Here is a 13,712-nt window from a genome sequence, read left to right as displayed (position 1 = left end):
AACCAAACGTGATATCAACTGACAGGAATAACCATGAATAGCAACCTCCCGGACCCGGAACTTTTAAAGCAGTCGGTAGCTTTTGATCTATCATGGGCCGTCGACTTTGCAACGGAATTGCATGCGGCCAATAAAACCGGCCAATTTCGCTTTGAACTGGGAGATATGTCGATGGCAGACCTCGACCTCTCCAATACCCGAGTCACATACTCCAATATTCGGGATAGCAATTTGTCGGGTGTTTCGTTGAAAGGCGCACGCTGGGACGGTTGCTTTTTTGATTCCGCGAATCTTTCAAGAGCCGATTTAAGCAACGGCATATTCACCTCATCCAGCTTTGTCGACACGGGCTTGGCCAACACTGTGCTTACCGGCGCCGATCTGAGCGGTATCAATGCCTCCAGTGCGTTGCTGGACAGTTGCGCCGCCGATAATTCCAATTTGACCAAGGCCATGCTCATCCACTCAAAGATTGTGGGGGGCTCTTTCAGGGGCGCAATCTTCGCGGGTGCCGTCGCGCGTGAGTCCATGTTCGAATCGGTAGATATGACAGGAGCCGATTTTTCGGATGGCATTTTTTCGGACTCGGTTTTCAACGCGGTTAATTTGTCCAATGCCACCTGTGCCGGTGCGAACTTCGAGAAGGCCAAGCTCAGTGACATTGACTTGACCGGTGCCGACCTAAGCAATGCTTTTCTTGCAGGGGCCGACTTGTCCGGAGTGAACCTCACGGGGGCCAACCTGGCCAACGCCAACCTGCAAGGGGCCAACCTGACTGGCGCAAACCTCAACGGTGCGCAACTCATCGGCAGCAACCTGCAAGGTGCGGATTTACGCGGAGCCAGCCTCGAAAAAACCACGGTGGCAGGGGCCAATTTCGCCAATGCCAAGCTTGACGACTCATTCATTCGCCAGTCCGGCTTTGAATCCGATGGCCAGATACAGGCCGGCAACTCTAAGGCCTTCGCGCTGCGGCTCATTTAGAACGTCGTCGCGTGATCGGCTGCTCCCTGGGATGATCGTCCCAAGGAGCACACTGTCTGTATCACCTCGGTCAGCCTTGCGTCGTTCTGATCACTGATGTCGGCACTCCAGCACAGCCGAGTGCCGCCAGCAGTCCGGCGGATCGCCACCCAGCTTCGTCCGCCGGCAATCGCCAAGTCGGATATTTCCCGTTCTTCGGCAAATAACGTGGACTCTGCGGCCGTGGTGTGTTCCAGCACGACGACCACCTGCGGATCATTGCCACGCACGCGTTGCTCAATACCGGTGAAATGCCCAATGCGCTGATCATCGTTTTGACGCAGGGATGTCAGGATGCTGACTGACAAGGGGAAGAGCGCTTCGGCGATAGCTTGAGCGAGGTCGTCGCTTGCTATTTCATGGCCCAGCACCCGGTGTTTGATTTCGCGCGAACCGCGACGAACCGGCGCTCCGACCCACGAGGGCAGATCAGGCTCGACAACATTACCGGCTTTTGCCTGTGGCATTTTGGGTGCGGTGTCGGTGGCGATAATGCGATAGAACCATTCCAGATGGCCCAGCATGATCGACCACGAAGCCTCGTCCATGACGATGCGGTGCATGGCAATTGCCAAGGTGCTTTTTTCGTCGCCGTTAGGGGAGGTCACAGCAAACAACGCTAACGGTTCGTTTATCCCGGTGCCGACTTTTGATAACAGTGCATTGGACAGCCGGGCTTCCAGGGTTTTTCTCTGCTCGCCGGATTTGCCTGACAGATCCGCCCAGATAAGTGGCAGCAAATTGGATATCGCTGCGACTTGGCTTTCCACGCCGTTGTCTGTCTGGGTCAACTGCATGCGTAGCGCGGGGTGCAGCGTGAGTACCTGGAACAGTGCCCGTCGAAACAGGTTCTGGTCCAATGGTTCTTGGGTCACGATGACTCGGGTGATCCAGCCTTCTTTGGCAGTGGCGGGTAGCGCGAGGAACTGCTGCTGCGCGGCGGATAACCGTGTTGGTTTTCTCGGCGGGATAATTTCTATTGGCGTTATCAGTGGCGCCAGCGTTTGTGCCATAGGACGGCCTTGTTCGTCGCGCTGGATAGTGGCGACTCTGATCAGCTTGGGGACCACGTCGTTGCGTGGCCAGCGGGTTTTCACCGCCTGTTCGAGATCCGCCATGGTCTCGCCGTTCTTCAACACGGAGAAAATCTCGAGGTGGGCAGGTATTGCATCGAGCGGTGTGGGTACGTACTCGATTGAGCGAAGGATCTTTGTCACCCGCTCGCCGTCGGAAACGCCAGCCAGCTCAGCCAGGGCGCTGTCGCGATCCAAATGGCCTAGACGAACCTCCCAGGCGGTAGGTATTTCATAATTCGAGAAGCCTTTTTCAATGCCGTGAACGGCAACACCCACGTCATTTATCAAGCAATTTGAGGAGCAGAAGCCGGTATCTTTTGGTTCTTCCCACCCGGCCTGGCTGGTGCTCAGATAATCGTAGATGTCCTGCTTTCTGGCGTCGCTATAGCGGTAGAAGTCGATCAGGCGGACCCGGTCAAAAATCGAATTATCGTAGAACGGTTTTCCATCCAGGCCGGCGTAACGCTCAACCTGGTGGTAGATCCTGCGGCCCTCGGCCAGTTTCGCGTCGATGGTCTGCGGGTCGAAGATATTCCGATCATGGAAAAACTTAAGGCGTTCCTCGACGATCTGCCCACGGGACATGCCGGTGAATATGAGGTTGATACCGCGCTGGTCGGCCAGGGTCAGGCTGTGGTCTAGAAGGGCCTTGAAACAGCCTTTACAGACGGTGCTGTGCCGTTTCAGGCTTTGACGGAACACTTCGCGCATCTGCGCATGGGTTCCGGTGACGTGCTCGATGTTCAGATCGCTGGTGATACGGGCGATATTGTCGAATGCCTGGCGTGAAATGAAGCCGTTGTCGAACGTGTATGTCATCACCTTCAGTTGCATGTCTACCAACTGGTGCAAAACATACGTTGAATCCTTGCCGCCACTGAACAGCAGCATGCAGTCGATATCCGATCGTTTGTGCGGTTGATTGGCCGTCACGATTGCTTGCAGTGCATCCCGGTCGCTGAAGTAAAGGTCCAGGCGCTCTTTATAGCGATCGTAACGGCGACACTCGGTGCAAACCCCTTCCTGGTCCATCCGGATGCCACTGACTTGTGTCGAGATCGCGCAACGGCTGCAACGCCTGACCGTTTCATACTGCGGCTTATAAACAACCGCGACGTCTGTGACGAGCCCGGAAGACAGGACGAAGTGCTCAATGGCACTTAGTTCCTCGGCGGTGATCGCCAGTTGTGCGGCACTCTTCATTGGGCCTGTCATAGTTGCTCCAACAATTGAAGAAGCTCATCGTCATCCGTGGTCGCCGACAGCAGGTCGGCCTCGATCTTCGCTGCCAGGCCCTGGATAGTCGGGTCGTCAAGAAAGTCGCGCAACGCGATACTGATGGCGAAGGCTGCTTCAACACGTGACAGAACCTGCATGGCGAGCAACGAATGCCCACCGACTGAAAAGAAGTTGGCGGTGGTGCTGGGCGTATCGATTTGCATGAGTTCGCGCCAGATTGATGCAAGTGTGACCTCTACGGGAGTTTGCGGCGCGACGTACTGGGCGCTGTCGGCGATTTGCGGGGTAATGTCAGGCAGGGCGCTGTAGTCGATCTTGCCGGTTACGGTTCGTGGAAGAATGGGAAGAAAGATGAAATGGCGCGGAATCATCGCCGTTGGCAATCGTTCGCTCATGGCCCGACGCAGTTCATCTTCCGGCACTTCGGGGCTGGCGACTATGTAGGCGATGAGTTCATTTTCGCCTTCCTCAAGCTTGCGCTCCACGAGGGTGATGTCCCGCACGTTGGGGTGTTGGTGGAAGTTGTTTTCAATCTCACCCAGTTCGATACGGATACCGTTTATCTTGATCTGACGGTCGCGGCGCCCAATGAACTCCAGTGCCCCATCGTCGAGCGTCCGTCCAAGGTCGCCAGTACGGTAAACCAGATCGTCGGGATCACCGCTCACAGGGTTGCTCACGAAAACTTCTGAGGTCAAGTCGGGCCGCTGATAGTAGCCGAGGCTCTTGAAGGGGGTGCGGATGTAAATCTCGCCAATCATGCCGATGCCGCAGGGCTTTTGCCGGTTGTCGAGAATCAACACACGGCAACCGTCGATCGGCTTACCCACCGGTACACTGGCGCGCTCTGCGTCTTGCTCTCGAACAGAGTGAAACAATTTGATCATCGTGGTTTCAGATGGCCCGTAGAAGTTGACCAGCTCGACGCGGGTGCCGAACACGTCAAAAAAACGCTTCACGTCGATGGGTAATAGCACTGCTCCGGCGACGCAGATCCGGGTCAGGGTGCCAGGCCTTTGTGAACGGGCTTGCAAGGTTTTGAGCAGGATGCGCAGGATGGCCGGCGTGGTGTGCATCAAGGTGATCGCCGCTTCATCCAGCCAGTTGACCAACCTTTCACCGTCGGCGACCAGGTTGCGGTCCGGCGGCAGGCACACGGTGCCGCCGATGTTCAGGGGGGTAAACACATCCCGTAAAAACGCGTCGAACGCCGGGGTTGTCAACTGCGTGCAGCGCACGGATTCATCAAGGTTAAATGCCCGCGCCTCCCACCTGGCGAAGTGTGCAATGCTTTTGAGTCGCCCCAGGATACCCTTGGGTTCACCGGTGGAGCCGGAGGTGAAATAGATATAGCTGGCGCTCTCCGGATCTTCTTCGTCGGCGTATTGCAGTGGCGTCTGCAGGGTTCGGGGCGCGCCGATCTCGATGCTTTCGATGAAGGCCGAAAGCTCGAGTTCTTTGACGATTGCCGCACTGTTCGCATCACACAGAATGGCGACCGGATCCGCACTGTCAATGGCATTGCGCAGGCGTGCCGGCTGTGACTGCGGATCCAGTGGCACAAAGATCTGGCCTTTTTTCATCGTCGCGATGACGGCGGCGATCACTTGCATCGGCTCCGAGGAGAGCACTATCACGGGACCGACCGTTGAACCCAAGCGGCTTCTCAAATCTGCGGCAATGGCATCGGACCATTGGTCGAGGGCACCGTAAGTGAGGTCTTTCCCTGTACTCGATAATGCGATGCGCTCAGGGTGTTGTTTTGCAAGGGCGGAAAAGATTTTCGCGGCATTGGTCGTCATGAGCAGTGTTACCTCCAAGGCATAGTCGGCACAGGGCGGTTTCCCGCGTCAGCGGCCCGCAGTGGGTGATTTGGCACATAAGGAATCAGTTCTTTGAGCACGATGTCGCTTTGGGCCACTGGCGCCCGTAATAGCGTGCGCAGTCGTTTGTCGGCATAGAGTTGCATCTGGTCGCGAACCCCCTGCGGCGAGGGCTCGGTGAAGTTCCCATACGCCAGCAACCCCATGGCATGAGGCTCCGTGCCGAACTCCACAACGGCGCTGAATCCATCGCCACCGTTGGCGATGTAGTCTGGCGTTGGGCCTGGCTGGGCAAAGTAGGTCGCGCGGATCAGCCCAAGCGGGTCAGGGCCTCCATTGGCGGGCAGCCGCTGAGCGCCGGGTAACTTGAATATTTCACCCCAGGCAATGTCCGGGGCAACGCCTGTTTTGCGTAAAGCGCGAACAGCATCGCCAAGCAGCGCTGCGGCTTTTGCCGGTGCTGCCAGGCCGCGAGGACCGGCCAACGGTTTTCTCGGATCGAAGGGGACGGTGAAGATGCTATCGTCACCCGGCATCAGCGTTACCCATTGGCTGAACAGCGGCGCGCCGTGGCTGTCGGCATTCATGGCTCGGTCCCAGGCGGCAAGAATTTGCGCACCTGCCTGGCTATCGGGATCACTGGCCTGGCGTCCAGCCGCAATCAAGTCATCGAGCGTACGCAGTGCGAGCTCGGAACCGGTGTCGAGTTTCAGGTTCAGCAGGGCATTGAAGTCAACCGTTGGCGTGGCATTCAGGCGTTCGATGATGCGTTGCGCGCGCAAATTGACGAAGGGGCTGGTCACCAAACCCTTCGGATAGTCAGTGGGGGAGAGGCGACCGGGCTGAGTGGCTGTCCATGGCGGGTCGTTAGCGTTCTGTACCCATCCGCTTTCAGGATCAATCACGGCGGGCACCTGCTCCAGGGGCAGTACGTCAGTCCATAGGTTTGCGCGCTTGCTTCCATCAAGAATGATCGAGCCACGGGGGATGTCGTTGCGCGAGGCTGGGTTGCGACCGCCGAAGTAATAGGCGATTTTTCCGTCACGGTCAGCGTAGATGATTGAGAAAATTGCGATCTGTTGGCGCTTGAGCAAACGGCTGAACGCTTCATGATTCTGTGCACGTGCCATATCGCGGTATTGAGTCAGGGTGTGAGCGGCGTCCTTGCCGGTCACCCAAAGCGCTAATGCTCGATTCTTGTCGTGGGCTACCACCGGGCCGAAGATACTGTCGTTGACGGTTATGGGCTTTTCGATGAACTCACCAGAAGGCTGGCGCGCACGAATCGTTTCGGTGCGGGTCTCGAACGCCGTCGGTTTGCCGTCGAGCAGGTAACCATCCCCCTCGAGTTTGAGTTCATAGAGGTAATAGCTATGCATGGGGTTGACGGTATGGGTCCAGCCCAATTTCTGGTTGAAACCGATGACTTGCGTGGGCAGGCCGAGCAGGCTCACACCGTAGAAGCTCCCCTCCGGCGTGATCGACTCGTATTCGAACCAGCGAACCAAGTCGGACCATGGCAAGTGCGGGTTACTCAATAGCAGGGCAGCGCTGCCGGACTTGCGGGGGGCGATTGCTACGGCGTTGGAACCGCGATTCTGCACACTGGCCATTGCCGGTTCGCCCCCCCTGTGCCAGGCACCGGCATCCTCGGCGACCCTGGCTGCGGATACGGCAAAATCGTAAAGCATCACATGCGCCAGGCGAGCCAGCACATCGACAGCCTGAATCGGCAATACCGCTCGCAACTCATCATTGATGTCATCGGGATGAGCCGTCGCGAAGTCGTTAATCCCGTCGGCAAAAGATTCCAGGGTCTCCCGCTCAATGGGCTGTTGTTGGTCCCACCATTGAAGCGCGGTCTTGGCAATGCCCATCTGATGGACCCAACGGTCTTGCTCCAGCGCGTAGTCCAATTGCAGATGGCCGGGGGTTTCGGCGAGGCGCCCGCGCGAACGGGCCATCAGCGTCAGCACCACATTTGCATGGCTGCGCATCTGTGCCCAACCTGCGGCATACGCCAACGCGCTCTCGGAGCTGGCCTCTATGTGAGGTACACCCCAGTTGTCCCAAGTGACGGGCACCTGCCCCTGAGCGGAGGTAGCGTGGAGAAAAGGCGACGTGAAAATGGTTACGCAAATGACTGCGAGCAGACGATTGCCAGTTACACCCATCAATTACACCTCCCTGTGTCTCGCATTCGTAGATCCGTCTACTCACTGGTCCATCCTCCCAAGGACAGCCGCAACGCTGATGTGAAGAAGTCATGCTGAGGCGCTGCCAGCGAGTGCTGCACGAGGCTAGTACATGTTCGTGGAACGCGCCAATGGGAAATCACAGGTCAAGAGGGGGAGCGGCAGGACTGGTCGATATTATTTTTCAAAAAAAATGCTTTTTTTAAAAATTGAACTACTTTTCTTTTTCGGCATGAGACTAAGTTAGGTCTCCGTAACTGCCTGAGGCCGATACGGCGATGGTTAAACCTGTGGGCGAGCTCGTTGGACGATGCCCCGGTTCACAAGGAGCAGTGAAATCGATGGCAGATCAGCTTCAACTCCCCGTTGACTCACATCCGTTGCCGGTGACGGTGCAGGCACTGGATATCTATCCGTTGACCTTTTTGCAGGAAGGCCTTCTGTTTCACTCTCTGCAAGACGGCGCCGAGTGCGACTACCTTGTGCAGGTTTCCTGTCGCCTCAAAGGCGTCGACCATGAGCGTTGGCGTGCAGCCTGGAGTCAGGTCGCCAGCGGTGTCGATATTCTGAAAACCGCCTTTGCCTGGCGTAACGTATCCCCGCCGATGCAGATCGTGGCTCGTGACGTTGAATTGCAATGGACGCTGATCGACTGCAGCAGACAAACCGCCGCAGAGCAGGAGCGGCAGTTCGACAGCCACCTTGAAAAAGATCGTGTCAGCAGTTTCAACCTGTCTCGTCCACCCCTTCATCGGATGGCCGTTTTCATTCTTGGCGACGGCGCATTGCGGTTTGTCTGGACGTACCATCATCTGATCCTGGATGCATGGTCGGCCACCATTCTGCTCGGCTGGGTCATGGACACCTATCTGACCGGCAGCCATCCGCCCAGCGCGCCCTTCAAGACGTATGTCGGCTGGGTCCAGAAGCGCAATACCACCCAGGCGCGGGAATATTGGTCAAATCTGTTTGCCGAGCCGGCACTGGTTTCAAGCCCGCCTTTTTTACCCCCCCCATCTGAAGCCGCCGAGCGTCAGCCGCAGCGCCTCAAACGCGTACTTTCACAAGCCAGCACCGCGCATATTGGCCAGGCCGTCATTGCACGCCGCTTGACCTTGGCCACGCTGGTTCAAGCGGCCTGGGCGCTGACCTTGCGTGATTTCAGCCTGTGTGAAGACGTCACGTTTGGCTGGGTGATTGCCGACCGCTCAGTAGATCTTAAAGGGATCGACAGGATGGTCGGGCTGATGGTCAACACCGTGCCTATTCGCTTGCGCTGCAACCCGGCGACCGCAGCCGGTCAGTTTCTCGATGAGGTCCAGGCATCATCCACCCTAGCCTGGGACAATGGCCGATTACCGCTGACGGAAATTCATGAGATAGCCGGCCTGTCTGCGGGGGAGGCGTTGTTCGAGACGGTCGTGGTGTTCGAGAACCTACCCCCGCTGCGAGATGGCACTGCCAACGGTGTCAGTGTGCAAGACCGGCGCGCGTTTTGGCGAACCAGCTACCCCATTAGCCTGATGGTTGCTCCCGGCCCTTGCCTGAAACTGGAAATTGCCTATAACGCTGCGCAGGTCGAGGAGGGTGCTGTTGCTGCTCTGTTGGCGCGGATGGAAGCTTACGCAGGTGCCTTGGTCGGGTTGCCGGATCAGCCGATCGGCGATCTGGTGGAACAGGCAGCCCCGGTCAGGTGGCAAGGTCAGCAGCAGCCGCTGAGCGAACACGGGCTGGGTACGCAACTATGGGGTCGATTGGTCGCACGTGGGCATTCGACAGCCCTGCACTGGGGCGATGATGCCCGTATGTCGGCGGCTGAGTTGGCCCTGCGCAGCGAAACGCTGGCCCAGCGGTTGCGGGCATTGGGCCTCAGGCCTGGCCAACTGGTCGGCACCCATCTGGATCGCGATGCCGGGCAGGTGGTCGCGTTGTTGGCCTTACTTAAACTGGGCTGCCCGTTTTTGGCGATTGATCGTTGCTTGCCTTTGGAGCGCAAGCAGTACCTGGTCGCAGACAGTGGTGTCGGGTTGGTACTTGGCCAAGTGGGCGATGACCTGCAGGTTTGTAACGTTCAGTTGGCGGGTCTGGACGCGTCGGGCGAGCTGGTCGCGGCGCCTGACCGTGTGGCAGGCGGCATGACGTTGGCGGGCAGTGCGGCCTATCTGATGTACACCTCCGGTTCGACCGGGCAGCCCAAAGGAGTGATCGTGCCGGCCCAGGCTCTGGAAAACGTGCTCATCAGTTTTACCCAGTCCCCGGGCCTATCCGAGCACGACCGGTTCCTCGCGTTGACCACCCTGTCATTTGATATTTCCCTGTTGGAGATTTTTGCTCCGCTGTGGAGCGGCGCATTGCTGTTGCTCGCGCCGAGTGAACTGGGCCGGGACCCGCAACGATTGGGGCAGATGATTGCCCGGACCACCCCGAGCGTGATGCAGGCGACGCCATCCATATGGCGCCTGTTGCTGCAGCACGGCTGGGAAGGCAGGCCGCAGATGCGCGCCTGGTGCGGGGGCGAAGCGCTGGAGCGAGAGCTGGCTGATCGCTTGCTCCCCCACGTGAACCAATTGTGGAATCTTTACGGGCCGACTGAAGCCACGATCTGGGCGCTGGTTGAACAGGTCGGTGCGCAGGAGCGAACGATTTACCTGGGAACCCCGATCAGTAACATGCGTGCCTATGTGCTGGACGTACGTGGTCATCATGTGCCCATTGGAGGCCGGGGCAGATTGTTTCTCGCCGGGCAAGGGCTGGCTACCGGCTATCACGGCCGCCACGAGGCCACGCAGGCGGTATTCGTTGCCGATCCTTTTGAGGGAGGGACGCCGTCCCTGATGTACTGCACGGGCGATCTCGTGCATATCACCGAGCAAGGACGGCTGCGTTACCTGGGCCGAAACGATGGACAGATCAAGTTGCGCGGTATTCGCTTGGAGTTGGCAGAGATCGAGGCCGCATTGAGCCGGCACACGGCGGTGGTGGTGGCGGCGGCAAAACTGTGGCCCGACGCACAGGGCAACTACGACCTGGTCGGCTACGTTGTTTGCCGGGCGCCGGTCAGTCATGAGGACATACGCGCAGCCGCAGCCGCCGTGTTGCCCCCAGGTTCAGCACCGGCCTGCATCATTGAGCTGGACCGGTTGCCGCTTTCGCCTGCCGGCAAGGTGGACCGCAAACTACTGCCGGCGCCTTGTCAGGGTACTCAAGCCCAGGACGAACGCCTGCATCGTTCACAAGTCAGCGAAGTGGTTGCTGCCACATGGAGCAAGGTGTTGGGCGTGCGCTCGGTCGGGCAGGACGATGATTTTTTTGCCCTGGGCGGCCATTCGCTGAAGGTGGTGGCGGTCACCTCTTTGCTCAACCGGCTGTTTGGAACGTCGATTGCGCTGGTGGAGTTGTTCAGGGCGCCGACCTTGAAGGCCTATGTTGCAAAGGTCGAGCACCTCATCAATCACCATTGCGGTGTGGCGCGTCCGGCACCACGCCTGGTGGACCGCGATATGTGGCGCCGGTTGTCTTCGTCGCAACGTCAGCTCTGGTTCGCCAGCCACGCCGATAAAGAGCGGCGGGCCTTTCAGTTGACCTGCGCGCTACAGATTGACGGGGGGTTGGATGCGCAGGTACTGAGCCAGGCCGTTGAGCAGTTGCAGCAACGTCATGTCGCACTGCGCACTATTTTCTGTGAGCATGCTGGTGAGCCGCAGCAAAAGGTGCTTGCCTCCCCTCAACGCACATTACGCATATGGGACGTTCCGGAGCGGGAAGCGGCGCTGGCACAGCTCACGCTCGAGGCCCTGTCACTGGAGCAAGGCCCGCCGCTGCAATTCGTTTTGATCAGGGAGTCTGCGGCCAGCGCCGTCTGTGTGCTGATCATTCACCACCTGCTGGTGGACGAGTGGTCGCTTGGTGTACTGGTTGAGGATTTGAGCGGACTCTACAGCTCGATACAAGCCGCTTCGGTCCTGCCGACGCAGCAGGCCAAGGTCGATTTTATCGATTATGTCGCTGACGAGCTCGAACAATCTGAGGCGCCCGAACGTCGTGTCGACTTGGACTATTGGTCACGACAGCTGCATCAACTGCGCCCCACACGCCTGAGCCCTGATCGCCTTGGAGATACCCACCTTGTGTCCAGTGGGGGCCACTTGCGGATTGATCTCGACGCGACGCTGCGTGGTCATCTGGAGCGCGTAGCCGCCGCGCGTGCAGTGACCCCGTTTGTGGCATTGCTGGCGGGCTTTTACATCATGTTGCAGCGCTATGGCATGGGGGACGACATTTGTCTGGGCGTGATGGATGCGGGCCGCACTCGATCCGAAATGGAGCGTGTGGTCGGCCTATTCGCGCGCGCGCTGCCGATTCGGCTGCATATGGATGAGGGCGAGTTGCTGGAAACATTGATGCGCCGCGTCCAGTCAACCCTGCTGGATGCGTCGATCCACGCCAATGCCCCCCTTGATGAAATTGTCCGTGGGTTGGAGTTGCCTGGCGCGCGCGGGCGAAATCCTCTGTTCAATATCTTGATCGTCATGCAAAACATGCTGGGCGGCACGAGCACCTTTGGGGGGCTGCCGGCCCGACCGATCGCGGTCGACAGTGGCGTGTCCGAGTTCGACCTGCTGATCGAGATATTTGCTTATAACGGTGGCTACGGCATACGCCTGGTGTACGACCGGGAACGCTTCGAGGCCGGCAGAATCAGCGAGTTTGCCCTGCGCCTGGAGCGCACCTTGCTGCAAATAGCCGACAACCCGTTGGCTCAGGTGGGCGATATCAGCTTGCTGGGGCCTGGCGAAGTCGATTCCTTGCGCCAGGCCTTTGCTTCGGAGGCACCATGATTCCAAGTCGCGAAGAGTTACTGCAGGACAAATTACGCGCGCTGAACCCGGTGCAAAGGCGCCTGTTCCTCGATGCTGTGGGCGAGCGCCTGAAAGCCCAGCGGTTGACGATCCCACGGCGCGAAAAAAGTGACCGTTTCAGCCTTTCGTTTTCCCAACGGCGGCTTTGGTATATCTACCAGTCGAATCCCGCCAGCACGATGTACAACATGCCTGAATGTGTACGTTTGCGCGGCGCCTTGGATCTTGATGTGTTCCAGGCTGCCTTTAACGATGTCGTCACCCGGCATGAAAGCTTGCGCGTGACCTTTCTCAACACCCCGGAAGGGCCGGTACAGGTGGTGAACGAACAGACTGACTGCGCAATCGAGGTGGTTGACCTTTCGGGCGTGAACGAGGAGCAGTCGGAGGAGCGGGCGCGTAAGTTGCTGTTCGAGATTTCCGACCGGCCTTTTGACCTGAATCGCGGGCCGGTAGTGCGTCTGTCGCTGATAAAAATGGCCCAGGACCATCATTTCCTGTTGATCAACATGCACCACATCGTCAGTGATGGTTGGTCCATGAGCGTTTTCGCGCGGGATTTTTCTGCCTTTGTGGCCGCGCGGATGCATGGAACCGATCCCCAGCTCCGCCCTCTTGTGATCGGCTTCGGCGACTTCGTGGAGTGGCAGATAGAGCGCTTGAACGGGCCGGTGATGGACAAGCAAATGGCGTACTGGCAGCCAAGGCTCAAGCAGGTTGAAGAGCTGGCATTACCCTTTGATCGCTTGCCGACGGCGTCGACTACCGAGCGGGGAGGGTTTGAATACATTCTTTTTGATCGAGCCTTGGCCGACGGTATCAATGCCTGCGCCCGGCAGTGCGGGGTGACGTTGTACATGATGTTGCTCGCAGCCTTCTGTGTGCTGCTGCACCGGCAATCGTTGCAAAGCAGCATCACGGTGGGCTCACCTACGGCGGGCAGGGTGCGCGCCGAAACAGAGAACCTGATCGGCTTCTTTGCCAACACCCTTTTGATCACCTCCGCGGTGCGACCGGACATGAGCTTTCGCGAGGTCGCACAGGGGGTGCGAAAGTCTGCCCTGGGGGCTTTCAATCACGATGAAACGCCCTTCGAAAAATTGGTCGAAACCCTGCGCCCGGATCGCGACTCGTCGCGCAGTGCACTGTTCCAGGTCATGTTCATCCTGCAAAACACACAAAAGCCGGCGCTCAATTTGCCTGGTCTGCTCACCGAGCCATTCGCAGCCGGCAGCCTGTCGGTCAAATTCGACATGCTTATCGAGTTTTACGAGTCGCCGGAAGGCATTACCGGATGGCTCGGATACCGTCGCGACTTGTTTGATGAACGAACCTGCAAGCGCTTTGCGAACAATTATCACCGTTTGCTCACGTCGATCATTACCGACCCAGATCAAGCTGTGTCTGAACTATCACTGGACTCCGAGCCGGTCGTTTCGGCGTTCAACGACGATCTGGACACAGAGTTTTAGAGCTCAATTATTGGCTAGGGCATTT

Annotated in this window: 6 protein-coding genes; 3 read left to right on the top strand and 3 right to left on the bottom strand. The window is 58.3% G+C overall.

The genetic code is table 11. The features are described from left to right. Nucleotides 1-33 precede the first annotated feature (33 nt). Nucleotides 34-984 (top strand): pentapeptide repeat-containing protein, encoded by a 951-nt coding sequence (locus tag AC1MEW_RS29830; protein ID WP_480424611.1) that lies wholly within the window; start codon nt 34-36, stop codon nt 982-984. Here the strand turns inward: AC1MEW_RS29830 and AC1MEW_RS29825 are convergent. The 3 genes from AC1MEW_RS29825 to AC1MEW_RS29815 are packed head-to-tail and all read right to left on the bottom strand — an operon-like array spanning nt 981 to nt 7,335. Beyond that, nucleotides 981-3,302, bottom strand: coding sequence for a condensation domain-containing protein (locus AC1MEW_RS29825; RefSeq protein WP_480424609.1), 2,322 nt, complete (start codon nt 3,300-3,302; stop codon nt 981-983). The two genes, AC1MEW_RS29830 and AC1MEW_RS29825, sit on opposite strands and share 4 nt — an antisense overlap. Nucleotides 3,303-3,310: 8 nt before the next feature. Next, nucleotides 3,311-5,140 (bottom strand): non-ribosomal peptide synthetase, encoded by a 1,830-nt coding sequence (locus AC1MEW_RS29820; protein WP_480424608.1) that lies wholly within the window; start codon nt 5,138-5,140, stop codon nt 3,311-3,313. Between the two features lie 8 nt (nt 5,141-5,148). Continuing rightward, on the bottom strand, nt 5,149-7,335 hold the full coding sequence (locus AC1MEW_RS29815; RefSeq protein WP_480424606.1) for a penicillin acylase family protein: 2,187 nt from the start codon (nt 7,333-7,335) through the stop codon (nt 5,149-5,151). 362 nt (nt 7,336-7,697) lie between these two features. On the opposite strand from AC1MEW_RS29815, the gene AC1MEW_RS29810 reads away from it, so the two are divergent. Next, the gene (locus tag AC1MEW_RS29810; protein WP_480424605.1) at nt 7,698-12,194 is read left to right on the top strand and encodes an amino acid adenylation domain-containing protein; all 4,497 of its coding nucleotides are present in this window, start codon (nt 7,698-7,700) and stop codon (nt 12,192-12,194) included. Next, on the top strand, nt 12,191-13,687 hold the full coding sequence (locus AC1MEW_RS29805; protein WP_480424603.1) for a condensation domain-containing protein: 1,497 nt from the start codon (nt 12,191-12,193) through the stop codon (nt 13,685-13,687). The genes AC1MEW_RS29810 and AC1MEW_RS29805 overlap by 4 nt, the downstream gene beginning before the upstream one ends. Nucleotides 13,688-13,712: the final 25 nt, after the last annotated feature.

Source organism: Pseudomonas sp. ASL4, assembly GCF_056680395.1.
Note: the sequence above shows the minus strand (reverse complement) of the source record. Positions and strands in the feature narration are given on the sequence as shown.

Coding starts and splice junctions, on each gene's coding strand:
- AC1MEW_RS29830 (WP_480424611.1), top strand. CDS start 34: ATGAATAGCAACCTCCCGGACCCGGAACTTTTAAAGCAGTCGGTAGCT.
- AC1MEW_RS29825 (WP_480424609.1), bottom strand. CDS start 3,302: ATGAAGAGTGCCGCACAACTGGCGATCACCGCCGAGGAACTAAGTGCC.
- AC1MEW_RS29820 (WP_480424608.1), bottom strand. CDS start 5,140: ATGACGACCAATGCCGCGAAAATCTTTTCCGCCCTTGCAAAACAACAC.
- AC1MEW_RS29815 (WP_480424606.1), bottom strand. CDS start 7,335: ATGGGTGTAACTGGCAATCGTCTGCTCGCAGTCATTTGCGTAACCATT.
- AC1MEW_RS29810 (WP_480424605.1), top strand. CDS start 7,698: ATGGCAGATCAGCTTCAACTCCCCGTTGACTCACATCCGTTGCCGGTG.
- AC1MEW_RS29805 (WP_480424603.1), top strand. CDS start 12,191: ATGATTCCAAGTCGCGAAGAGTTACTGCAGGACAAATTACGCGCGCTG.